Genomic DNA, 21,349 nt, shown 5'->3' with positions numbered 1-21,349 from the left:
TCTCCGCCGGCCCGGCGCCCGCCCAACCGCCAATGCAGCCCGACGTGGCGCCCGAACCGGAGCCCCGACCCATGCCGCGAAAGTCCCGGACAGATTGGCTGGACCGTCTGGCCGATACCGGTTTCCGGGTGCTGATCGGCGGGCTGAGGCGCCTGCCGTGGAAGACGCGCATCCGCACCATGGGCTGGATCTGCGTCCATCTTCTCGGCCCGGTCGCGGGCTTTCGCCGCCGCGCCGAGGAAAACCTCGCCTTCGTCTTCCCAGACATGGACCGCGCCACGCGCCGGGCCGTCGCGAGGGAGTGCCTCGACAACATGGGGCGCACGATCATCGAGAACTATTCGCCGCTGGAGCAGATCCGCGAAGTGGCGACGCTGCAGCCCTTCGGGCCCGGCTGGCCGGCGATCGAGGCCGCACGCAAGACGCGCCGCCCGATCATCTTCGTGTCGGCCCATTACGGGAACTGGCAGGCGGCGCGCGCCGCGCTGAACCAGCGGGGCTATGACATCGGCGGGCTCTACCGGCCGTTCAACAACCCCTATGCCAACGCCCACTACGTCGAATCGATCGAGGCGGTGGGCGGGCGCGCCTATGCCCGGTCGCGGCGCGGCCTCGCGGCCTTCCTGCGCACACTGAAGGACGGCGGACAGGCGGCGATGATGCTCGACCAGTACGTCGCCGACGGCGCAATCCTCGACTTCATGGGGCAGCCGGCGCCGACATCGCTGTCGGCCGCCGACATGGCGCTGAGGCACGACGCGCTTCTCGTGCCGATCTACGGACGGCGGCTGGAAGACGGGTTTTCGTTCGAGATGCTGATCGAGACGCCGATCCCGCACACCACGCCCGAGGAGATGACGCAGGCGCTCAACGACAGCCTTGCGCACCGCATCCGGGAAACGCCCGGTCAATGGTTCTGGATGCATCGCCGCTGGAAACCGGGGCGGCTTGCCCGGCGGATGGCCCGCGAGGCGCAGGAGGCCGGCACGGCCGATGGGCCCCGGGCGGGGGCGTGACGAAGCAGGCTTGCCTCAGTCCCGGACCGCAAGCCGTGCGGCGCCCAGAACCGTGCCGTGGCCCGCGCCCTGAACGATGACCGCTTGTGCGAGGTTGTCAGCGGGCGTGATCTGCGCCGAGAAGGGCTGCCGCCCGTCCCATTCCGCCAGCACCCGCCAGTCGCGCACGACGTTGTAGTAATCGGCCACCCGCCCCGCGTTCTCGCCGCGGGAGATGTCGACGCGTTCGTGGCCGGAATAGGCCACGAGCTGCACGATCATGGCCGGGGCCGCGGCGTCGCCGTTCCAGCGCGCTTCGACCGCGTAGGCACCGCCGCCCGGCGCCTCGCGCACCACGATGGAGACCGGATCTGGCGTGGCCCGGTGCGCGGCAATGAGGTCCGCAAGTTCCATCGCGCGCGCGCCCATCACGCGGTCCTGCCCGCCGACGATGATCTGCGGCGTGTAGACCACGGTGGACCCCGCCGCACGGCCATAGGCGTATTGCCGGTCCGTGAAGGCGGCCTGCGAGAACGTGTCCTCCCAGCCGAGGTAGTTCCAGTAATCCACGTGCAGCGACAGGGCGAGCACGTCGGCCCGCGCGGCCAGCTCGGCCATCATCTCGTCGGCCGGGGGACAGGCCGCACAGCCCTGGCTGGTGAAGAGTTCGATCACCACGGGGCCGGTCGCGGCCTCCTGCGCCGCCGCCGGCACGCCGAAGCCGAGGGCCATCCCGAGCGCGGCGATTGCGAGAAACCGGGTCATTGCCTGCATTCCATTGCCATCCATGACGCCCCATTTAGGGCGAAGGGTGCTCCCGCGCCAATCAAGCATTTGCGAGACGGAGTGACATCGCGCAGGCGTGACTTCCCGGCCACCGCCTAAAGCCAGCGCCGCGTGCGGGAAAGATAGGCGTGGGCCTCCGCCCCGAAGAGCCGCCGGAGCCCCTCCTCCTCGGGTTCGATGAAGCGCGCCGTGAGGACGCGGAAGAAGGCGAAGGGCAGGATCGCGGGCGAAAGCGAGCCGAGCCAGAGGACGTATCCCGCCAGGAGAGCCAGAAGCCCGAGATAGATGGGATTGCGGCTGAGCCTGTAGGGGCCTTCCACGATCAGGGCGCTCGGCGTGTGGTGGGGTTCGATCGTCGTCTTCTTGCGCCAGAACCACAGGGCGGACCATCCGATCAGGCCGAGCGCGGCCAGGATCAGGACCACGCCCAGGACCCGGAAAAGCGGGCCGAAGGCCTCCACCAGCGGCAGGCCCCGGTCGAGAAGCCAGGCCATCGCCAGGAAGCCCGCAAGCCAGACGGGCGGGAGATCGGGAAAGCCCTTGAGCGGGCCATCGAGAAGCCAGCGGATCATCACACGCCTCCGAGGCTGTAGCGCAGCGACATGCAGCTGAGCCCGCCATCGACCAGCGCGGCCTGCCTGGTGGCAAGCTCCACGACCGCGAAGCCCGCCTTGCGCAGCCGCTCCGCCGTCGCCGGGTGCCCGGCGCTCAGGAAGATCCGGCCGTTCACCGCGATGGCGTTCGCCGCCGCCTCTTCGCCCGGCACGGTCTCGATCACGCGCATGTCCCCGAAGCATCCCGTCGCGGCGAGACGGGGCGTCGCCAGAACGGTATCGGGCTCCAGAAGCCCGCACTCGGTCTTGAAATGCAGGATCTCGGGCGGGGTATCGACGATCTGCAGAGCGTAGCCGAAGCGCGCGACAAGGGGGGCCAGGGCCGCCACGCCCTCGCGGTCGGTGCGGGCCGAGAGGCCGACCATCACGCGGTCGTCGGTGCACAGGATGTCGCCGCCATCGACAAACCCCGCGCCGAGGTCGAGGACGCCCGCGCAATGACGTTCCAGCGCCGGGCGAAGGGCCGCCGCCTCCCCCGCCCGGCTGGGCGCGCCGGGGCGCAGCACGATCGCCACGCCGTCGAGGACCAGCGCGGGGTCCTCGACGAAGACGCTGTCGGGGAAGTCTTCCATCGGGTCGAGAACGGTGACGGAGACGCCCGCCGCTTCCAGCGCCGCGACATAGGCCGCATGCTCGCCACGGAAGGCATCCGCGTCGGGGGCGCCCCGGTCCTCGGCGCGCAGGCCGTCGACGACGGAGGACGCAGGCACCCGGCAAATGGCGTGCGTGAAGCTGACCGAGCGTCCCGCCCCGCCCGCGCTCACAGCCGGTATCCCCCGCTGACCGTCAGCACCTGCCCCGTCACGAAGGCGGCGTCGTCGGACAGAAGGAACGCGACGGCGCCCGCGATGTCCCCGGGCCGCCCGATCCGGCCGAGCGGGGTCTCCGCGATGACCATGTCGACGATCTCCTTCGGACGCGGCGCTTCGTCCTTCTCGATCAGCCCGGGCGCGACGGCGTTCACCCGGATGCCGAGCGGCCCGAGTTCCCGCGCGAAGGCCGAAGTCGCGCCGTCGAGCCCCGCTTTCGTGGCGGTGTACGCGGCCGCGCCCATCGGCGGGCGAATGGCGTTGAGCGAGGACACGTTCACGATGGCGCCCCCGTCCGGCATCGCGCGCCGCATCGCGTCCATCAGGACGATGGGCGCTGTCAGGTTCACTTCGACCATGGCGCGATGCGCCTCGGTCACCGCGCCGTCGGGGCCTACCTCGAGCCCGGCAGCGTTGTTGACCAGCGCGTCGATCCGGCCTTCGGTCGCGAGCACGTCCGCGACAAGCGCCTCGGCGGCCCCTGGCCGCGAGAGGTCGCATTCCATGGACCGGCCGCCGATTTCGCTGGCCAGGGCCGTGGCCTCCTCCAGCCTGCGATGCGCGGTCAGCACCACGCGCCAGCCGTCACGGGCAAGCCGCCGCGCGATGGCCGCGCCGATGCCGCCCGCCGCTCCCGTGACCAGTGCCGTACGCATTGTGCCCCCGATGCCGAATTCCTGCTCCACGCAACATGGAAAAGGGCCGGTCTGCAACCGGCCCTTTCCTGATGGTTCCGATGTGCCCTGGCCGCGCGGGCCCCGGCGGTGGCGGATCACTCCGCCGCGACAGGCGCCTTTGCGAGGTTGCGCAGCACGTAGTGAAGCACGCCGCCATGTTCGATGTACTCGATCTCGACGGCCGTATCGATCCGGCACTTCAGCGTGATCTCCTTGGTCGAGCCATCGCCGTAAGTGATCGTGCAGGGCACTTCCTGCAGCGGCTGGATCGTGTCGAGCCCATGGATCGAGACCGTCTCGTCCCCCTTGAGGCCCAGCGACTTGCGCGTGTCGCCGCCGGTGAACTCGAACGGGATCACACCCATGCCGACGAGGTTCGAGCGGTGGATACGCTCGAAGCTTTCCGCGATCACGGCCTTGACGCCCAGAAGCGCCGTCCCCTTCGCCGCCCAGTCGCGCGAGGAGCCCGCGCCGTACTGCTCGCCCGCGAAGATGACGAGCGGCGTGCCCGCCTCCTGGTAGGCCATCGCGGCGTCGTAGATCGAGGTCTGCTGCCCGTCGGGCCCGAGCGTGTAGCCGCCCTCGACGCCGTCCAGCATCTCGTTGCGGATGCGGATGTTGGCGAAGGTGCCGCGCATCATGACCTGGTGGTTGCCGCGGCGCGCACCGTAGGAGTTGAACTCGCGCTGGGGCACCTGCCGCTCGGTCAGGAAGCGGCCGGCGGGCGTGGTGTCCTTGAACGACCCCGCCGGGCTGATGTGGTCGGTCGTGATCATGTCGCCCAGAAGCGCCAGGACACGCGCGCCCTCGATGTTGGAGATCGTGCCGGGCTCCGCCCCCATGCCCTGGAAGTAGGGCGGGTTCTGGATGTAGGTCGAGGTCGCCGGCCAGTCGTAGGTCTCCTGTTTCGGAACCTCGACGCCCTGCCACTTCTCGTCGCCCTTGAAGACGTCGGCGTATTTCGCCTGGAACGCCTCGCGCGTGACGGTCTGCTCCACCAGTTCGGCCACTTCGCGCGAGGTCGGCCAGATGTCGCGGAGGTAGACATCCTTGCCGTCCGGCGTCTGCGCGAGCGGCTCGTTGGCGATGTCGATGTTCATGTCGCCCGCGATGGCATAGGCCACGACCAGCGGCGGCGAGGCGAGGTAGTTGGCGCGCACGTCGGGACTGATCCGGCCCTCGAAGTTGCGGTTGCCCGACAGGACGCTCGTCGCGATCAGGTCGTTCTCGTTGATCGCCTTCGAGATCTCCGGCTGCAGCGGCCCGGAATTCCCGATGCAGGTGGTGCAGCCGTAGCCCACGAGGTTGAAGCCGACGGCGTCGAGATCCTCCTGCAGGTTCGCGGCCTCGAGATAGGCCGAGACGACCTGGCTTCCCGGCGCGAGCGAGGTCTTGACCCAGGGCTTCCGGGTCAGGCCCAGCGCGCGGGCCTTCCGCGCCACGAGGCCCGCCCCGATCATCACGTAGGGGTTCGACGTGTTGGTGCAGGAGGTGATCGAGGCGATCACCACCGAGCCGTCGCGCAGCGTGTAGTCCTCACCCTCGACCGAGGCCGACTTGCGGGGATCGATCAGCGTGTCGGGCGCGGGGCCTTCGGCGGCCATGTCGGTGGCACGCGCCGATTCGTCCTCGCCGCGATACTCCGAGACGACCTCGAAGAAGGCCTTCGCGGCCTGGTCGAGGGGCGTGTAGTCCTGGGGACGCTTCGGACCCGAGATCGCGGGCACGATGGTGGACATGTCGAGCGACAGCGTGTCGGTGTAGACCGGCGCGTAGTCGGCGTCCCGCCAGAACCCGTTCTCCTTGGCATAGGCCTCGACCAGCGCCAGGACCTCCTCGGGGCGGCCGGAATTGCGCAGGTAGCGCAGGGTCTCGCCGTCGATCGGGAAGAAGCCGCAGGTCGCGCCGTATTCGGGCGCCATGTTGGCGATCGTCGCGCGGTCGGCCAGCGGCAGGTTGTCGAGGCCGGCGCCGTAGAATTCTACGAACTTGCCCACCACGCCCTTCTTGCGCAGCATCTCCACGACCTTGAGGACGAGGTCGGTCCCCGTGGTCCCCTCCATCATCTCGCCCGTCAGCTCGAAGCCCACGACCTCGGGGATCAGCATCGAGATCGGCTGGCCCAGCATCGCTGCCTCGGCCTCGATGCCGCCCACGCCCCAACCCAGGACGGCCGCGCCGTTGACCATCGTCGTGTGGCTGTCGGTGCCCACCAGAGTGTCCGGATAGGCCACCGTCTCGCCCGACTGGTCGGCGTCGAACCAGACCGTCTTGGCGAGGTATTCGAGGTTCACCTGGTGACAGATGCCGGTGCCGGGGGGCACCACGCGGAAATTGTCGAAGGCCGACTGGCCCCACTTGAGGAACGTGTAGCGCTCCATGTTCCGCTCGTATTCGCGGTCCACGTTCATCTGGAAGGCGCGCGGATTGCCGAACTCGTCGATCATCACCGAATGGTCGATCACGAGGTCGACGGGGTTCAGCGGGTTGATCATCTGCGGATCGCCGCCCAGCGCCTTGATCCCGTCGCGCATGGCGGCGAGGTCGACGACCGCCGGCACCCCGGTGAAGTCCTGCATCAGGACGCGCGCGGGCCGGTAGGCGATCTCGCGCGGGTTCCGGCCGCCCTGCTCGGCCCAGGTCGAGAAGGCCTTGATGTCGTCGACATGCACCGTCTTGCCGTCCTCGAAGCGGAGCATGTTCTCCAGCACGACCTTCAGGCTCGCGGGCAGTTTCGAGAAATCCCCCAGCCCCGCGGCTTCGGCGGCGGCGATGGAGTAATAGGCATAGGTCTTGTCACCGACCTTCAGCGTCTTGCGGGTCTTGGCGGTGTCGTGGCCGACGGTAATGGGCATGGAAGCCTCCCTTCATGCGATCGTCGCAGCTTCGTCTCGGGGCCGACGGGGGACCGGCCTGCACAGGGGGCGTGCGACCGGCCGGGACGTCTTGGACCGCCTTATGGTATGCAATGGCATACAAGTGCAAGATGCGACGCGCGGGATGCGCTAACTTGTCACCTACTCCCATGTGGCGGGCGATCGGCGCCGATGCGGGAGTCCTGCCATCTTCCCCTCGACCTGTCGATGGGCTACCGCTGGCCGGCGATGCTACTGAGCGTGACCGATCTCTCCTGCGCCCGCGGCTCGGCGCAAGTTCTCGCCGGGGTGGGGTTTTCCGTCGCGGAAGGCGAGGCCCTGATCCTGCGGGGGCCGAACGGCGCGGGCAAGACGACGCTCCTGCGGACGCTGGCGGGCCTGACCCCGCCGCTGGCGGGCCGGATCGACTGCGCCCCCGACGCCATCGCCTATGCCGGCCACGCCGACGGGCTGAAGGCGCAGCTGACGGTCGAGGAGAACCTCCGCTTCTGGGCCGGCGCCTTCGCCGCCCGCGACATCGCCCCCGCGCTCGACGCCTTCGACCTCCACCCCCTCGCCGACCGGCGCGCGGGGGAAATGTCCGCCGGCCAGAAGCGGCGCCTGTCGCTCGCCCGCCTTCTCGTCACCGGCCGCCCCGTCTGGTGCCTCGACGAGCCCACGGTCTCGCTCGACGTGGAGAACGTCGGCCGGTTCGCCCGTGCCGTGGAAGGCCACATCGCCGCGGGCGGCGCGGCCGTGATCGCCACCCATATCGACCTGGGCCTGCCGAACGCCCGCACCCTCGACGTGACACCGTTCATGGCCAAGCGCCTGCGCTCGGACGATCCCTTCGGCGGCGATCCCTTCGCGGAAAGGGTCGGCTGATGCTGGGCTTGCTCCGCCGCGACCTGACCCTCGCCTTCCGCGCCGGCGGAGGCTTCGGCCTCTCGCTCGCCTTCTTCCTGATCTTCGCGACCCTCGTGCCCTTTGGCGTCGGTCCCGAGACCATGGTGCTCGAGACCATCGCCCCCGGAATCCTCTGGCTCGGCGCACTGCTGGCCTGCCTGCTCTCGCTCGACCGGATCTTCCAGCTCGACTGGGAAGACGGGACGCTCGACCTCCTGGCGACGGCGCCCGTGCCGCTGGAGGGCGTCGCCGCGATGAAGGCGCTCGGCCACTGGATCACGACGGGCCTGCCGCTGGTGCTCGCCGCGCCGGTGCTCGGCCTGCTTCTCAACCTGCCGCTGCCCGCCTATCCCTGGCTCCTCGCCTCGCTCGCTGCCGGAACCCCCGCACTCAGCGCCATCGGCACCTTCGGCGCGGCGCTCACCGTCGGCATCAAGCGCGGCGGTCTCCTACTGTCGCTGCTCGTCCTTCCGCTCTACGTGCCGACGCTCATTTTCGGGGCGCTGGCCGTCATCCGCGGCGCCGAAGGCCAGGACGCGACGACGCCGCTGATCCTCTTGGCAGGCATCACGCTCGGCTCGCTCGCCACCCTGCCCTTCGCCGCGGCCGCCGCGCTGCGCGTCAACCTGCGTTGAGCCTCCTCCGGGCGCTTCGCCCTTCATCTTTCCCCAAATACGCAATCTCGGCGCCCGACACCCGCGCAGCCGCCGACCGCCCGGCACCTGTCCCGCGTCAATCTGCGCTAGGCCGCCGCATTGAGAGCGCAAACAACCACCCCTAATAAGACGGCATGGCATCGCTCTGGGAATACGCGAACCCGCGCAAGTTCATGACCGTCTCCGGCGCCCTCCTGCCTTGGGTCTGGGGCATCGCGGCCGTGTGCCTTGTCGGCGGACTGGTCTGGGGCTTCTTCTTCACGCCGAACGACTTCCGACAGGGCTCGACGGTGAAGATCATCTATGTCCACGTGCCGTCGGCCATCATGGCGGTGAACGCCTGGTTCATGATGCTCATCACCTCGCTGATCTGGCTCATCCGCCGCCACCACGTCTCGGCGCTGGCGGCGAAGGCCGCCGCCCCCGTGGGCATGGTCTTCACGCTGATCGCGCTCCTGACCGGCGCGATCTGGGGGCAGCCGATGTGGGGCACGTGGTGGGAATGGGACCCGCGGCTCACGTCCTTCCTGATCCTCTTCCTGTTCTACCTGGGGTACATGGCGCTCTGGGAGGCGGTCGATAACCCGGATGCCGCGGCCGACCTCACGGCCGTTCTCTGCCTCGTCGGCACCGTCTTCGCCGTCATCTCGCGCTATGCGCTGGTGTTCTGGAACCAGGGACTTCACCAGGGCGCGACGCTCAGCCTCGACGCCGAACAGAACATCGCGGACGTCTTCTGGTACCCGCTGATCACCGCGCTGGCGGGCTTCGGGTTCCTGTTTCTCGCGCTGGTGCTCTACCGCACGCGCACCGAAATCCGCGCGCGCCGCCTCAAGGCGCTGATCGCGCAGGAGAGGATGGCCTGATGCCAGATCTCGGCCAGTACGCCATCGAGGTCCTTTCGGCCTACGCGGCGTCGATCCTGCTTCTTCTCGTGATCGTGATCGCCTCGGTCTGGAAGGCGCGCCGCGTTCTGCGCAGGCTGTCCGACGTGGAAGAGCGGCGCGGTAAGACCCCATGAAGTTCAACTGGCTGATGGTTCTGCCCCTGATCCTGTTCCTCGGGATCGCGGGCATCTGGCTGTGGCAGCTGCAGAACAACCAGTTCGCGCAGCAGCAGGGCGTGGACACGACCGCGCTTCCCTCCGCGCAGCAGGGGCGCCCCGCGCCGCCGCTGAACCTCGATCCGCTGGCCGACAACACGCTGCTCACCCGCGACATGCTGGAAGGCAACGGCCTTGTCGCTGTCAACTTCTTCGCCTCCTGGTGCCCGCCCTGCCGGGCCGAGCATCCCGTCCTGACCGCGCTCGCGGAGGCCGGGCTGCCGCTTTATGGCGTGAACTACAACGACCGGGTGGACCAGGCGCTGGGGTTCCTCGACGAGCTTGGCAATCCCTACGACGCCATCGGGCGCGACGACCGGGCCGGCAACGGCATCGACTGGGGCGTCGTCGCCATGCCCGAGACCTTCTTCATCGACGACACCGGCACCGTCGTTCTGCACTTCCGCGGCCCCGTGACCCGGAGGTCGATCGAGAACCAGATCGCGCCCCGGCTCGCCGAGGCGGGCCACGCGCTTCCCGAGCTTCCGACCGCTTCGGAATGACCCTTTTCCGCGACATGCCGGCAGGCTAGGTCCGGACCAGGGAAAGGGACGACCGATGGACAATCTCAAGGGCATGGGCTGGATGACGCTGGCCATGCTGGCCTTCGCGCTCACCGACATGTTCATCAAGCTGACGGTCGACCGCCTGCCCGTGGGCGAGGTCCTGATGGTCTTCGGCATCGGCGGCGCGCTGGTCTTCGGCATCGCGGCCCGCGCGCAGGGCGCACGGCTCCTGTCGCCCATGCTCTGGAGCGGGCCGGTCATGGCCCGGAACGCCTCCGAGATCGTCGGCACGGTCTGCTTCACCCTCGCGCTCTCGCAGATCGAGTTGAGCCTTCTGTCCGCCGTGATCCAGGCCAATCCCCTGCTCGTGACGCTGGGCGCCGCGCTGTTCTTCGGCGAGAAGGTGGGCTGGCGGCGCTGGCTCGCCATCGGGATCGGTCTTCTGGGCGTCCTCGTCATCATCCGGCCCGGGGTCTCGGGGTTCGAACCCGCGACGCTCTGGGCGCTCGGAGCGGTGATCGGGCTTGCCGGGCGCGACCTCGCCACGCGGCCGATCCCGCGCGAGGTCTCGACGCTCCTGCTCGGCGCCTGGGGCTTCGGGGCCGTGACGCTCTCGGGGGCGGTCCTGCTCGCGATCTCGGGCGGCGCGGCGATGCCCGACCGGACCGAGGGGTTTCAGCTTCTCGGCGCGCTCCTCTGCGCGCTGGTGGCGTACTACTCGATCACGGCGGCCATGCGGGTGGGCGAGGTCGCGGCGGTCACGCCGTTCCGCTACACCCGCCTCGTCTTCGCCTTCACGATCGCCGCCCTCGTCTTCGGCGAGCGGCCCGATCACTGGACGCTGGTCGGTGCGGCCATCGTCATCGCCACGGGCCTCTATACCTTCTGGCGCGAGGCACAGGTGCGGCGGGCGGCGCGGTCCTGACCCCTTTTCACGGCGGGCACACCCCGTTAGGAACGGGCCGAAGCCGCAAGCCACAGGGACGGACCCCCATGAGCACCATCATCGACATCCACGCCCGCGAGATCCTCGACAGCCGTGGCAACCCGACCGTCGAGGTCGACGTCACGCTGGAGGACGGCACGATGGGCCGCGCCGCGGTGCCCTCGGGCGCGTCGACGGGCGTCCACGAGGCGGTCGAGAAGCGCGACGGGGACAAGTCCCGCTACATGGGCAAGGGCGTGCTGGAAGCCGTGGCCTCCGTGAACGGCGAACTGGCAGAGGAACTGGTCGGCTTCGAGGCGACCGAGCAGGAAGCCATCGACGCCCTGATGATCGAGATCGACGGCACCGAGAACAAGGGCCGGCTGGGCGCGAACGCGATCCTCGGGGTCAGCCTCGCCGTCGCCAAGGCCGCCGCCGAATTCACCGCGCAGCCGCTCTTCCGCTATGTCGGCGGGACCGCGGCGCATGTCCTGCCGGTGCCGATGATGAACATCATCAACGGCGGCGAGCACGCGGACAACCCGATCGACATCCAGGAATTCATGATCATGCCGGTCGGCGCGGAGAGCATCGCGGACGCGGTGCGCATCGGGTCGGAGGTGTTCCACACGCTGAAGAAGGAACTCTCCGCCGCCGGGCTTTCCACCGGCATCGGCGACGAGGGCGGCTTCGCGCCGAACCTCTCGTCCACCCGGGACGCGCTCGACTTCATCCTGAGGGCTGTCGAGAAGGCCGGCTACACGCCCGGCGACGACGTGATGCTCGCGCTGGATTGCGCCTCGACGGAATACTTCAAGGACGGCGCCTATGTGCTTGCCGGAGAGGGGAAAACCCTGACCCCGGATGAGAACGTGGCATATCTGGAAGCGCTGGTCTCCGACTATCCGATCCTGTCGATCGAGGATGGCTGCGCCGAGGATGACTGGGACGGATGGGCGACCCTGACCGAGGTGCTTGGCCACCGCGTGCAGCTTGTCGGCGACGACCTCTTTGTGACCAACCCCGCGCGGCTTGCGGAAGGGATCGAGAAGGGCTGCGGCAACTCGCTTCTCGTCAAGGTGAACCAGATCGGCACGCTGTCCGAGACGCTGGCGGCCGTGAACATGGCCCACCGCAACCGCATGACCTGCGTGATGTCGCACCGGTCGGGCGAGACCGAGGACGCGACCATCGCCGATCTCGCCGTGGCCACGAATTGCGGTCAGATCAAGACCGGCTCGCTCGCCCGCTCCGACCGGCTGGCGAAGTACAACCAGCTGATCCGCATCGAGGAAATGCTCGACGCGACGGCGGTCTACGCGGGCCGCTCGATCCTGCGGGGCTGAGCCGATCCGGCGTCTCCTGCGGCTCCTCGGGCTCTTTGCCGGGCTTGTCCTCCTCGCGGTCGCGGGCCTCTGGGTCTCGACCGCGGGCGAGTATGCGGTCCCTGCCACGGTGACGGACGACCCCGCCCTGCCCCGGCTGGAGGTCGGCGGCGTCACGCTCCACGCGCAGGTCTTCGGGGACGAGGCGGCGCCCGCCATCGTCGTCCTGCACGGCGGCCCGGGCGGCGATTTCCGCTCGCTTCTGCCGCTGGCGGAGCTTGCCGAAACCTACCGCGTCACGTTCTACGACCAGCGCGGCGCGGGTCTGTCGGAACGCGTGCCGCCCGAGGCCCTGACCCTTCGGGCCCATATCGAGGAGCTTGCGGGCGTGATCGACGCCGTCAGCCCCGAGGCCCCCGTTGTCCTGATCGGCCATTCCTGGGGTGCGATGCTGGCCAGCGCCTTTCTCGGCGCCCATCCCGAGCGCGTGGCGAAGGCCGTCCTGATCGAGCCCGGCTTCCTCTCCGCCGACGAGTTCGCCGCGTGGAATGCCCGCGCGCAGGACATCATCCGCCGGCCCTCGATGCTGTGGATGGGCCTGCGCACCGGGTTCGAGGCGGCGCGCATCGACGGCCCGGACGCGGCGGCGGCGGAGGATTACCTGATCGGGCGGATGATGCATGCCTTCGCCGCGGACCCGGCCACGGGCTACGCCTGCCCGGGCGCGGACTACGACAGCCCCGCATGGCGCGCGGGCGCCGCTGCAGGCCGCGAGGTGGCGGCGCGGGCCACGGCGGCGGAGTTCGACGCGCTGGGCGGTCAGGCGCACCGCTTCGCCGGCCCCGTCCTGATCCTCGCGGGCGCCTGCAGCACGTGGATCGGCGCCGGCCTTCAGGCGGACCACCTCGCGCTCTACGCCGATGCCCGGCTGGAGGTCATCCCGGATGCGGGCCATGATGCCGTGGACGACGCGCCCGTGGCGACGCTGGCGGCGATCCGGGCCTTCCTGTCGGAGCCCTGAGCCGCCCTTGCAGGTTCCGGCCGCGCGATGTCTGCTGCTCCGATGACGCCACGTCTCACCTTCATCGAACCTCGGACCGATGCCGAGATGGCCGCCTTCCGGGCGCTCAACTGGGACTACCGCGACTTCCTTCTCGCGCTGCCCCCGCCGGACGGAGCAATCGTCCGCGCGGCCTACCCGGAGGAGAGGTTCCGCGCAATCCTGGACGCGGCGGAGAGGGAAAACCGCCCGCCGAGGGGCACGATGCGGCTCGTACTGAAGAACGGCGTGCCCGTGGGCTGCGGCACCATCCAGACGCTCGCTCCCGGCGATTGCGAGATCAAGCGGGTCTGGATCGCCCCCGAGGTGCAGGGGCTCGGCGCGGGCCGCGCGCTGATGGAGCGGCTGATCGCGGATTGCCGGGAGTTGGGGTTCACCCGCATCCTGATGGACACCGGAAGGCCGCTCTCGCAGGCCACGAAGCTTTACGACAGCATGGGGTTCTCCCGGCGCGGGCCCTATCAGCCGATGCCGCCCGAGGCAGAGGGTATCATGATCTATTTCGAGTTACCGCTCCGCTGACTTGCCCAGATGGCGCGCGCGTGCCAGCATCCACGCATGATCCGGGCCCTGATCTTCGACGTCTTCGGTACCTGCGTGGATTGGCGGACCTCGGTCGCGCGCGAGGTGGAGAAGGTACTGCCGGGTGTGGACGCCCGGGCCTTCGCGACAGCGTGGCGCGCGGAATACGACCCCGCAATGGCGCGCATCCGTGACGGCGGGCGGGGCTATGTCCCCCTCGACGAGTTGCACCTCGAGAACCTGCACCGCGTGGCCGACGCCTTCGGCGTCACCGCCCCGGACAGCCTCAACACGGCGTGGGAAAAACTCGACCCCTGGGCCGACGTGGTGCCCGGCCTGACGGCGCTGAAGGCGCACCGCATCATCGCACCCTGCTCCAACGGGTCCATCGCGCTGATGGCGCGGCTTGCCCGATGGGGCGGTCTGCCCTGGGACTGCATCCTCGGCGCCGAGATCGCGCGGGACTACAAGCCGAAACCGGCCGTCTACCTCGCCTCCTGCGCCGCGCTCCGCCTCGCGCCCGCCGAGGTGATGATGGTCGCGGCCCACAACGACGACCTCGCGGCAGCGCGGGACGCGGGCCTTGCCACCGGCTTCGTCCCACGCCCGACGGAGCATGGGCCGGGCCAGACCACGGACCTTGCCCCGACCGCCGACTGGGACGTGGTGGCGGACGACTTCCGCGACCTCGCCCAGCGCCTCGACAGGTAACGCCGGGGCGGGTGTGACGGAGAGGGTTTGACGGGGCGCGGGGCCGCCTTGGAAAACCCCGTTTCGGGATGAACCGGCAAATGCCGCTCGAAGCGGTGCCGATCCTTCTCGCAGGCGGCATCGCGGGACCGGAGAACGCCCGGGGGCTCCGCGTATTGGCCGCCGCGCGCGCCCGCACGGTGACCTAGGGCGCGAAGCGGAGCGGGTCGTAAGGCGACACGAGCGCCGCGAAACGATCCCCGCCCGTCACCATGTCGGCCACCGCCTCGCCCGTGATCGCCGCGAGCGTCACGCCCGAGTGCATCACCGCAAGATGGAGGCCCTCCGGTCCCGCGCGCCCGATCACGGGCCGCCCGTCGCCCGGCATCGGACGGTTCGCGATGGCGATCCGCTGCCAGTCGAGAGAGAGGCCGGGAAACAGCGCCTCGACCGCGCCCTTCGCCCGGTCCGCCATCCGTTCGGGCGGCAGGTCGAGCGCCTCGGCCGCATCGCCCTGGTGCGAGACGGCGCCCGGGGCCAGGATGCGGCCCGTCGCGTCCTGACGGATTTCGCGCGACGGGGCGACGAGGATCGTGTCCGTAACCCGCGGGACGGGACGGCTCACCATCATCGCGCCGGGACGGGTCAGCATGGGCAAGGCGACGCCCAGCGGCTCGACCAGCGCGGGAGCGCCGCACCCCGCCGCGACGATCACCGCGTCGGCGGCGACGTCTCCCCATGTGGTGCGCACCCCGATGACGCGGCCCGCCCGCTCCGTCACCGCCTCGACCCGCGCCCCGATCATCAGCCGCGCGCCCGCGTCCTCCGCCCGTGAAAGCAGCGCCGCCGCGGCCTGCGAAGGCTCCACTGACCCCTCATCGGGGAAGGCCAGCGCCATCTCGGGCGCGACCGACAGCGCCGGTACCCGGTCACGGAGCGCATTGGCCCCCAGCCGTTCGACCCGGTAGCCATAGCCCTGAAGCTCCGCCGCCTGCGCCTCCAGCCCGCCCGCGTCGTGTTCCCAGCTGACCGCGCCCTGCCAGTCGAGCCCCGGAACATCCCCGAGCCTCCGCCACGCCTCCATCCCCTCGGCCCTGAGCCGGAAGTGGTCGGCGTCGAGAAAGAAGCTCGCGTTGATCCAGCCGAAGGAGCAGTCCGTCGCGCCCCCCGCGCCGCCAATGGCCAGCACATCCGCCCCCGCCCGGGCCAGGCGGAAGGCGATGGAGGCGCCGAGGATGCCGGTGCCGACGACGACGGTTTTCATGGGGACCTCCGGGCGTTACGATCCGAGCCTAACCGCTCCGCCATGATGGAACAGCTTGAAATGACCGCCGACGAGATCATCGCGACGCTGGACCTTTCGCCCCATCCCGAGGGCGGACACTACCGCCAGACCTGGATCGCGGAGAACGCCGGACGGCCCACGGGCACCTGCATCTACTTTCTTCTGAAAGCGGGCGAGGCGAGCCACTGGCACAAGGTCGACGCGACCGAGATCTGGCTCTACCACGCGGGCGCGCCCCTGATCCTGTCGATGGCCGAGACGGAGGCAGGGCCCGCCCGCGACCACCTCCTTACGCCGGATCTGCGCGAGGGGCGGCCGCAGATCGTCGTGCCGGAAAACCACTGGCAGGCGGCGCGGACGACGGGGGACTACACCCTCGTCTCCTGCACCGTCTCGCCCGGCTTCTCGTTCGAGGGATTCACCCTGGCGCCGCCCGGTTTCGACATCCCGCGCGATCACAGCGCGTGATCCCGGCCATTCCGTTTTTCGTCTCGCCCGTGCCCCCGCGTTCGGCTAGGCGAGCGGCATGGACGCCGAGACCGCACAGACCGGAGACACGCCCGCGGGCTTCGCCTTCGCCGTCTCCGCGTATCTTCTTTGGGGCGCGCTGCCGATCTATCTCAAGGCGCTGCAGCATATCCCGCCGGTCGAGGTCCTCGCGCATCGCGTCATCTGGTCGGTTCCGGTCGCCGGTCTCGTCCTGATCGTTCTCGGGAGGACGTCGGACATCGTGCGGGCATTGAAGACCCCACGCATGCTGGGGATGGCGACGCTGACCGCTGCGATGATCTCGCTCAACTGGGGGGTCTATGTCTGGTCGATCGCCAACGACCACGCACTGGACGCGGCGCTCGGCTACTACATCAACCCGCTCTTCTCGGTGCTGCTCGGCGCGGCCGTCCTGCGCGAAAGGCTGTCGCCCGCGCAATGGGCCGCGGTCGGCCTCGCCGTCGCTGCGGTGGCGGTTCTGACGGTGGCGACGGGAAAGCTGCCCTGGGTGGCGCTCGTCCTCATGACGTCCTTCGGCATCTACGGCTACCTGCGCAAGACGCTGCCCATCGGCCCGAACCAGGGGTTCCTGCTGGAGGTTCTGCTGCTTTCGCCCTTCGCGCTGGTCTACATGCTGTGGCTCGGGCCGGAGGGGCATTTCCTGACCACGGGCCTGCGCGACACCGCGCTTCTCATCGGGTGCGGCGTGGTGACGGCGGTGCCGCTCATGCTCTATGCCAACGGGGCGAAGCGGCTGAAGCTCTCGACCACCGGGATGCTGCAATACATTGCGCCGACGCTGATTTTCCTCGTGGCCGTCTTCGTCTTCGGCGAGCCCTTCGGCCCGGCCCGCGCCGTGGCCTTCCCGCTGATCTGGCTGGCGCTGGTGATCTACACGACCTCGATGATCCGCGATGCCCGCGCGGCAAGGCGCGCCTAGGGGACCGAGCGCCTTCCCCCGCCGACCGGGGCCGCGACACCGGTCGTGCCCGGCGCGCTCGTCGGCAGGCCATTCATCACGCGGGCGGCAAGAAACGCAAATGCCTGCGCCTCGAGGAAATCGCCGTCGAGGCCCACGTCCTCCACCGGCATCACCGGACATCTCAGCGCCGCCTTCAGCCCGGCCATCAGCGCCCCGTTCCGCCGTCCGCCGCCGGTGACGAGGACCTGCGCGGGCGGCTCGGGCAGATGCTGCATGCCACGCGCCACGGCGGCCACGGCCACGGCGGCGAGCGTGGCGGCGGCATCGGCGTCCGGGAGGTCGGCGACCACGTCCAGAAGGTCCGCGAAATCGTCCCGGTCGAGCGATTTCGGCGGCATCTTCGAGAAGTAGCGCGCGCCGAGCGCGGCCTTGACGATATCGCGCTCCACCCGGCCCTTGCGGGCCAGCGCACCACCCTCGTCGAAGTCGCCAAGTCCGCGCGCGCGCATCATGTCGTCGATCGGCGCGTTCGCAGGCCCCGTGTCGAAGGCGAGGCAGGCCCCCGGCATCTCGGGCGCCTCCGCGCCGGGATCGGTCCAGGTGAGGTTGCCGACGCCGCCGAGGTTGAGGAAGGCCAGCGGCCCGCCCGCGGCGATGAACCGGGCGCAGGCCCAATGGTAGAAGGGCGCGAGCGGCGCCCCCTGCCCGCCCATGCCGACATCGGCCGAGCGGAAATCCCAGATCACCTGTTGTCCGGTGGCGCGTGCCAGACGCTCCCCGTCACCGGCCTGATGCGTGCGCCCGGCCTCGGGGTCATGGGCCAGCGTCTGGCCGTGAAAGCCCAGCGCGTCGATCCCGTCGAGCCCATCGCAGACCTCGGCGTGGGCGGCCTCCACCACCCGCGCGGCCGCCTCGGCGCGGGGATCGCCCGGCCATGTCCCGAGGCCCGCGCGGAGCGTCGCCCGCTCCTCCACCGAATAGGGCCGGTAGCGCGTCTCTCCGAAACCGAGGATCGCGCGGCCGTCGGTGTCCACCACAGCGAGGTCGATCCCGTCGAGCGAGGTGCCCGACATCAGGCCCGCGATGCGGAAGGTCCGCGTCCTGTCCCCCTTCCCCTTCATCACCCCGCCCGCTATAGCCGCCTGCACCGGCAGAATGGACGCGACCGAGATGACCTACCAGCCCAAATCCGACTTCCTCCGCGTGATGATCGAGCGCGGCTTCATGGCCGACTGCACCGATCTGCAGGGCTTTGACGAAGCCCTCATCGCCGGTGTCGTGCCGGGCTATATCGGGTTCGACGCCACGGCGAAGTCGCTCCACGTCGGCAGCCTGATGCAGATCATGACGCTGCGCTGGCTCCAGAAGACGGGGCACAAGCCGATCACCCTGATGGGCGGGGGCACGACGAAGGTCGGCGATCCCTCGTTCAGGGCGGAGGAGCGCCCGCTTCTGACGGCCGCCGACATCGACGCCAACATCGCGGGCATCAAGACCGTCTTCGCCAAGTACCTCGACTACGGCGAGGCACCCACGGGCGCGCTGATGCTGAACAACGCCGAGTGGCTCGACGACCTGAACTACCTCGAGTTCCTGCGCGATATCGGGCGGCATTTCTCGGTCAACCGTATGCTGTCCTTCGAAAGCGTGAAGTCGCGGCTGGACCGGGAGCAGAGCCTCAGCTTCCTCGAATTCAATTACATGATCCTGCAGGCCTACGATTTCCTCGAGCTGAACCGCCGCTACGGCTGCCGGGTGCAGTTCGGCGGCTCGGACCAGTGGGGCAACATCGTCAACGGGATCGACCTGACCCGGCGCGTGATCGACGCCGAGGTCTTTGGGCTGACCACGCCGCTTCTGACGACGTCCGATGGCAAGAAGATGGGCAAGACGGCGAACGGCGCGGTCTGGCTCAATGCCGACATGCTGAGCCCCTACGAGTTCTGGCAGTTCTGGCGCAACACGACGGATGCCGATGTCGGCCGGTTCCTGAAGCTCTACACCGAGCTGCCGGTCGAGGAATGCGACCGGCTCGGCGCGCTCGGCGGGTCGGAGATCAACGCCGCGAAGATCGTGCTGGCGAACGAGGTCACGGCGCTCTGCCACGGGCGCGAGGCGGCGGAGGGCGCGGAGGCCACCGCGCGCGAGGTCTTCGAGAAGGGCGGCACCGGCGAGGACCTCCCGACGCTGACGCTGACGGCGGCGGAGGTCGCGGACGGGATCTCGGTCGCCCAGCTCATCACCCGCTCGGGACTGGCCAAGTCCGGCAAGGAAGCCAAGCGGCTGATCGCCGAGGGTGGCGCGCGGATGAACGACGAGGCGCTGACCGATGCCGGGCTCATGATCGGGGCTGCCGACCTCGGCCAGCCGATCAAGCTTTCCGCCGGCAAGAAGCGTCACGCGCTGGTCGTCCTGTCCGAGTGAACGCCGGCCCGGATTAACCGGGATTTCAGGGAAAGGCGCGAGGATCGGCGACATGTCCGATCTGAGCCCCATCGCCAGCACCCTGCCCCGTGCAGTGGCCGACCTGATGCAGGGTCTTGGGCCGCTTCAGCAATCGGCGCCCTGGGTCCGGGCGCTTCGCCTTCTGGGCACGGACATGCGCCCGCTCGCGCCCCTTGGCCTCAACGGTCATGCGATGGTGCGGACCCTGCCGCTCTTGGGACGAACGGCGATGATCTCCCGCGGGCCCGCATGCCTCTCGATCGAGCAGGCGGCGGGGCTGCGCCGCGCGCTCGGGGTGCGCCACCTCGTGGTCCATGCCGAGACGGAGGCGGACGCCCTGACCCTCGGGGCGGTGGCCTTCCGCAAGATCGTGGCCGCGCGCCATATCGCCGAACTGCGGATCGACCTTCCGCCCGACGCGCTGTTGTCGGCCATGTCGTGCAAATGGCGCAATCGCCTGCGTCATGCCTTGGGACAGGGGCTGAGCGTCACGCGCCGTCCGATGCCGGCCGATCCGCGCCACTGGCTCTTCGTGGCGGAGGCCGGGGCGGCACGGCGGCTGCGCTATGCGCCCCTCCCACCCGCCCTGATCGCCGCGATCTGCGCCGCCGATCCGGGGGCGGGACAACTCTTCACGGTGAGTCGCGGGCGCGAACAACTGGCCGCGATGCTGTTCCTGCGCCACGGAAACGCGGCCACCTACCAGATCGGCTGGTCCACGGCCGGTGGGCGGGCGCGTTCGGCGGGCAATCTCTGCCTGTGGCGGGCGATGCTGGAACTGGGAGCGCTGGGTGTCCGTCGGATCGACCTCGGGGCGGCCGAGACCGTCCTTGCCCCCGGACTGGCGCGGTTCAAGACCGGCGCCGGCGGTGTGATACGCCCCCTCGGGGGAAGCTGGCTCGACACCGGATGGCTGCCGGGCAGACGCACCGGCGCCGTGATCCCTCAGGTGCCATTGCCGGATGTGACCCTGGCCCTGCGCCAGACCATGGCGGTCGCGGTCAGCCCCGAACCTGCTCCTGCCCGGCACTCAACGCCCTGAGGAGGCGCGCGCGCGCCGGCGGGACGGCCCCGACCTCCAGTCCCGTGAAGACATGCAGCGTCCCGAGGTCGCGGTCGATCACCGCGTGATCCGACACCCACCCCCCCATCAGGAGGTAGGTGCGCAGAAGCGGCGGCATCTTCGCCATGGCGCGCTTGAGGTCCGGCTTGCGCCTCAGCAGGCTGCCGAAACGGAAGACCGCAGGCGCCTTGACGCGTGGCAGCCAGCGGGACGGCGCGAGGTGGCGCTGCCGAAGCAGCGCAAAGGCGTCGTCGTAGTCCCGTGCCTCGACGCCCTGGAAGGACGAGCACCCGAACAGCATACCGACCCCGGCCGCATCGACATGGGCCGTCATCGCCGCCCAGGCGACGCGCAGGATATCGGGGTCCCGCCAGCCGGGCCGGATGCAGAACCGTCCCATCTCGGTCATGGGCAGGGAATAGGCCTCGAGCGCGGAAAGCCCGTAGAACTGCGCCGAATAGCTCCGCCCGATCTCGGCCCCGGAGGGCAGATGCAGCAGCCGGAAGCAGCAAACAAGCGTGCCGCTGCGCAAATCCTCGACCAGCACGTGGCCGCAGAGCGGGTCGAAGTCGTCGGTGTCTTGCTTGCGCCCGTCCGCGTCACCGGGACGGAAGGTCAGCATGCGAAGCGCCTGCGCGGCCTGAAGGTCGGCGGCGGTTTCGGCCAGCCGCGCGCCGTAGCGGCCGAGGTTCAGAGGCGCAGCGCCCATCGGCACGG

Annotated in this window: 23 protein-coding genes; 15 read left to right on the top strand and 8 right to left on the bottom strand. The window is 69.7% G+C overall.

The window, feature by feature from the left end:
• Positions 1–71 precede the first annotated feature (71 nt).
• On the top strand, positions 72–1,016 hold the full coding sequence (locus N8I71_RS13665) for a lysophospholipid acyltransferase family protein (protein WP_262878557.1): 945 nt from the start codon (positions 72–74) through the stop codon (positions 1,014–1,016).
• Positions 1,017–1,031: 15 nt separating this feature from the next.
• Here the strand turns inward: N8I71_RS13665 and N8I71_RS13660 are convergent, their stop codons facing one another.
• The 5 genes from N8I71_RS13660 to acnA form a co-directional block, all read right to left on the bottom strand.
• Complete coding sequence (locus N8I71_RS13660) at positions 1,032–1,769, bottom strand: DUF1223 domain-containing protein (protein ID WP_262878556.1); 738 nt, start codon at positions 1,767–1,769, stop codon at positions 1,032–1,034.
• A gap of 107 nt (positions 1,770–1,876) precedes the next feature.
• A complete protein-coding gene (locus N8I71_RS13655) occupies positions 1,877–2,353 on the bottom strand; it encodes a methyltransferase family protein (RefSeq protein WP_262878555.1) in 477 nt (158 codons plus the stop codon).
• Positions 2,353–3,159: a dimethylarginine dimethylaminohydrolase family protein gene (locus N8I71_RS13650; protein WP_262878554.1), complete on the bottom strand. Its 807-nt coding sequence runs from the start codon at positions 3,157–3,159 to the stop codon at positions 2,353–2,355. The genes N8I71_RS13655 and N8I71_RS13650 overlap by 1 nt, the downstream gene beginning before the upstream one ends.
• Positions 3,156–3,860 (bottom strand): SDR family NAD(P)-dependent oxidoreductase, encoded by a 705-nt coding sequence (locus N8I71_RS13645; RefSeq protein WP_262878553.1) that lies wholly within the window; start codon positions 3,858–3,860, stop codon positions 3,156–3,158. Before N8I71_RS13645 ends, N8I71_RS13650 begins: the two co-directional genes overlap by 4 nt.
• A gap of 116 nt (positions 3,861–3,976) precedes the next feature.
• Positions 3,977–6,736, bottom strand: coding sequence for an aconitate hydratase AcnA (gene acnA, locus N8I71_RS13640; protein WP_262878552.1), 2,760 nt, complete (start codon positions 6,734–6,736; stop codon positions 3,977–3,979).
• Between the two features lie 249 nt (positions 6,737–6,985).
• Here acnA and ccmA point away from each other — a divergent pair, with 249 nt between their 5' ends.
• From ccmA to N8I71_RS13590, 10 genes are all read left to right on the top strand, one after another.
• Positions 6,986–7,621 (top strand): heme ABC exporter ATP-binding protein CcmA, encoded by a 636-nt coding sequence (gene ccmA / locus N8I71_RS13635; protein ID WP_262878588.1) that lies wholly within the window; start codon positions 6,986–6,988, stop codon positions 7,619–7,621.
• On the top strand, positions 7,621–8,277 hold the full coding sequence (gene ccmB / locus N8I71_RS13630) for a heme exporter protein CcmB (protein ID WP_262878551.1): 657 nt from the start codon (positions 7,621–7,623) through the stop codon (positions 8,275–8,277). Before ccmA ends, ccmB begins: the two co-directional genes overlap by 1 nt.
• A 155-nt stretch (positions 8,278–8,432) precedes the next feature.
• Entirely contained in the window at positions 8,433–9,164 is a 732-nt protein-coding gene (locus tag N8I71_RS13625; RefSeq protein WP_262878550.1) for a heme ABC transporter permease, read from the top strand.
• On the top strand, positions 9,164–9,319 hold the full coding sequence (gene ccmD / locus N8I71_RS13620; RefSeq protein WP_406676099.1) for a heme exporter protein CcmD: 156 nt from the start codon (positions 9,164–9,166) through the stop codon (positions 9,317–9,319). Before N8I71_RS13625 ends, ccmD begins: the two co-directional genes overlap by 1 nt.
• A complete protein-coding gene (locus N8I71_RS13615; protein ID WP_262878549.1) occupies positions 9,316–9,903 on the top strand; it encodes a DsbE family thiol:disulfide interchange protein in 588 nt (195 codons plus the stop codon). The genes ccmD and N8I71_RS13615 overlap by 4 nt, the downstream gene beginning before the upstream one ends.
• 55 nt (positions 9,904–9,958) lie before the next feature.
• Positions 9,959–10,831 carry a DMT family transporter gene (locus N8I71_RS13610; RefSeq protein ID WP_262878548.1) on the top strand — a complete coding sequence of 291 codons (873 nt, stop codon included), beginning with the start codon at positions 9,959–9,961 and terminating at the stop codon, positions 10,829–10,831.
• Positions 10,832–10,899: 68 nt separating this feature from the next.
• Entirely contained in the window at positions 10,900–12,177 is a 1,278-nt protein-coding gene (gene eno, locus N8I71_RS13605; RefSeq protein WP_262878547.1) for a phosphopyruvate hydratase, read from the top strand.
• A 109-nt stretch (positions 12,178–12,286) separates the two neighbouring features.
• On the top strand, positions 12,287–13,177 hold the full coding sequence (locus N8I71_RS13600) for an alpha/beta fold hydrolase (RefSeq protein WP_262878546.1): 891 nt from the start codon (positions 12,287–12,289) through the stop codon (positions 13,175–13,177).
• Between the two features lie 42 nt (positions 13,178–13,219).
• The gene (locus N8I71_RS13595) at positions 13,220–13,738 is read left to right on the top strand and encodes a GNAT family N-acetyltransferase (RefSeq protein WP_262878545.1); all 519 of its coding nucleotides are present in this window, start codon (positions 13,220–13,222) and stop codon (positions 13,736–13,738) included.
• Positions 13,739–13,774: 36 nt separating this feature from the next.
• Entirely contained in the window at positions 13,775–14,449 is a 675-nt protein-coding gene (locus N8I71_RS13590) for a haloacid dehalogenase type II (RefSeq protein ID WP_262878544.1), read from the top strand.
• A gap of 184 nt (positions 14,450–14,633) precedes the next feature.
• On the opposite strand, the gene N8I71_RS13585 is transcribed toward N8I71_RS13590, so the two are convergent.
• Positions 14,634–15,692 carry an NAD(P)/FAD-dependent oxidoreductase gene (locus tag N8I71_RS13585; RefSeq protein WP_262878543.1) on the bottom strand — a complete coding sequence of 353 codons (1,059 nt, stop codon included), beginning with the start codon at positions 15,690–15,692 and terminating at the stop codon, positions 14,634–14,636.
• Positions 15,693–15,752: 60 nt separating this feature from the next.
• Here N8I71_RS13585 and N8I71_RS13580 point away from each other — a divergent pair, with 60 nt between their 5' ends.
• On the top strand, positions 15,753–16,181 hold the full coding sequence (locus tag N8I71_RS13580; protein WP_262878586.1) for a cupin domain-containing protein: 429 nt from the start codon (positions 15,753–15,755) through the stop codon (positions 16,179–16,181).
• Positions 16,182–16,239: 58 nt separating this feature from the next.
• The gene (gene rarD / locus N8I71_RS13575; protein ID WP_262878542.1) at positions 16,240–17,142 is read left to right on the top strand and encodes an EamA family transporter RarD; all 903 of its coding nucleotides are present in this window, start codon (positions 16,240–16,242) and stop codon (positions 17,140–17,142) included.
• Here rarD and N8I71_RS13570 read toward each other — a convergent pair.
• Positions 17,139–18,245, bottom strand: a complete 1,107-nt coding sequence (locus N8I71_RS13570) for an anhydro-N-acetylmuramic acid kinase (protein WP_262878541.1) — start codon at positions 18,243–18,245, stop codon at positions 17,139–17,141. The two genes, rarD and N8I71_RS13570, sit on opposite strands and share 4 nt — an antisense overlap.
• A gap of 49 nt (positions 18,246–18,294) precedes the next feature.
• On the opposite strand from N8I71_RS13570, the gene tyrS reads away from it, so the two are divergent.
• Both tyrS and N8I71_RS13560 read left to right on the top strand, forming a co-directional pair.
• The gene (tyrS, locus tag N8I71_RS13565; RefSeq protein WP_262878585.1) at positions 18,295–19,548 is read left to right on the top strand and encodes a tyrosine--tRNA ligase; all 1,254 of its coding nucleotides are present in this window, start codon (positions 18,295–18,297) and stop codon (positions 19,546–19,548) included.
• 52 nt (positions 19,549–19,600) lie between these two features.
• A complete protein-coding gene (locus tag N8I71_RS13560; protein WP_262878540.1) occupies positions 19,601–20,611 on the top strand; it encodes a GNAT family N-acetyltransferase in 1,011 nt (336 codons plus the stop codon).
• On the opposite strand, the gene N8I71_RS13555 is transcribed toward N8I71_RS13560, so the two are convergent.
• Complete coding sequence (locus N8I71_RS13555; RefSeq protein ID WP_262878584.1) at positions 20,571–21,341, bottom strand: GNAT family N-acetyltransferase; 771 nt, start codon at positions 21,339–21,341, stop codon at positions 20,571–20,573. The genes N8I71_RS13560 and N8I71_RS13555 overlap by 41 nt on opposite strands.
• Positions 21,342–21,349: the final 8 nt, after the last annotated feature.

Source organism: Roseicyclus sediminis, from assembly GCF_025515305.1.
Lineage (GTDB): Bacteria > Pseudomonadota > Alphaproteobacteria > Rhodobacterales > Rhodobacteraceae > Roseibacterium > Roseibacterium sediminis.
The sequence above is the reverse complement of the archived record's forward strand: the minus strand, read 5'-3'. Positions and strand labels throughout refer to the sequence as shown.

Bases quoted from the DNA above. Each gene is read 5' to 3' on its own strand.
- N8I71_RS13665 (WP_262878557.1), top strand. From the start codon at position 72: ATGCCGCGAAAGTCCCGGACAGATTGGCTGGACCGTCTGGCCGATACC.
- N8I71_RS13660 (WP_262878556.1), bottom strand. From the start codon at position 1,769: ATGCAGGCAATGACCCGGTTTCTCGCAATCGCCGCGCTCGGGATGGCC.
- N8I71_RS13655 (WP_262878555.1), bottom strand. From the start codon at position 2,353: ATGATCCGCTGGCTTCTCGATGGCCCGCTCAAGGGCTTTCCCGATCTC.
- N8I71_RS13645 (WP_262878553.1), bottom strand. From the start codon at position 3,860: ATGCGTACGGCACTGGTCACGGGAGCGGCGGGCGGCATCGGCGCGGCC.
- acnA (WP_262878552.1), bottom strand. From the start codon at position 6,736: ATGCCCATTACCGTCGGCCACGACACCGCCAAGACCCGCAAGACGCTG.
- ccmA (WP_262878588.1), top strand. From the start codon at position 6,986: ATGCTACTGAGCGTGACCGATCTCTCCTGCGCCCGCGGCTCGGCGCAA.
- ccmB (WP_262878551.1), top strand. From the start codon at position 7,621: ATGCTGGGCTTGCTCCGCCGCGACCTGACCCTCGCCTTCCGCGCCGGC.
- N8I71_RS13625 (WP_262878550.1), top strand. From the start codon at position 8,433: ATGGCATCGCTCTGGGAATACGCGAACCCGCGCAAGTTCATGACCGTC.
- ccmD (WP_406676099.1), top strand. From the start codon at position 9,164: ATGCCAGATCTCGGCCAGTACGCCATCGAGGTCCTTTCGGCCTACGCG.
- N8I71_RS13615 (WP_262878549.1), top strand. From the start codon at position 9,316: ATGAAGTTCAACTGGCTGATGGTTCTGCCCCTGATCCTGTTCCTCGGG.
- N8I71_RS13610 (WP_262878548.1), top strand. From the start codon at position 9,959: ATGGACAATCTCAAGGGCATGGGCTGGATGACGCTGGCCATGCTGGCC.
- eno (WP_262878547.1), top strand. From the start codon at position 10,900: ATGAGCACCATCATCGACATCCACGCCCGCGAGATCCTCGACAGCCGT.
- N8I71_RS13595 (WP_262878545.1), top strand. From the start codon at position 13,220: ATGACGCCACGTCTCACCTTCATCGAACCTCGGACCGATGCCGAGATG.
- N8I71_RS13590 (WP_262878544.1), top strand. From the start codon at position 13,775: ATGATCCGGGCCCTGATCTTCGACGTCTTCGGTACCTGCGTGGATTGG.
- N8I71_RS13585 (WP_262878543.1), bottom strand. From the start codon at position 15,692: ATGAAAACCGTCGTCGTCGGCACCGGCATCCTCGGCGCCTCCATCGCC.
- N8I71_RS13580 (WP_262878586.1), top strand. From the start codon at position 15,753: ATGACCGCCGACGAGATCATCGCGACGCTGGACCTTTCGCCCCATCCC.
- rarD (WP_262878542.1), top strand. From the start codon at position 16,240: ATGGACGCCGAGACCGCACAGACCGGAGACACGCCCGCGGGCTTCGCC.
- N8I71_RS13570 (WP_262878541.1), bottom strand. From the start codon at position 18,245: ATGAAGGGGAAGGGGGACAGGACGCGGACCTTCCGCATCGCGGGCCTG.
- tyrS (WP_262878585.1), top strand. From the start codon at position 18,295: ATGACCTACCAGCCCAAATCCGACTTCCTCCGCGTGATGATCGAGCGC.
- N8I71_RS13560 (WP_262878540.1), top strand. From the start codon at position 19,601: ATGTCCGATCTGAGCCCCATCGCCAGCACCCTGCCCCGTGCAGTGGCC.
- N8I71_RS13555 (WP_262878584.1), bottom strand. From the start codon at position 21,341: ATGGGCGCTGCGCCTCTGAACCTCGGCCGCTACGGCGCGCGGCTGGCC.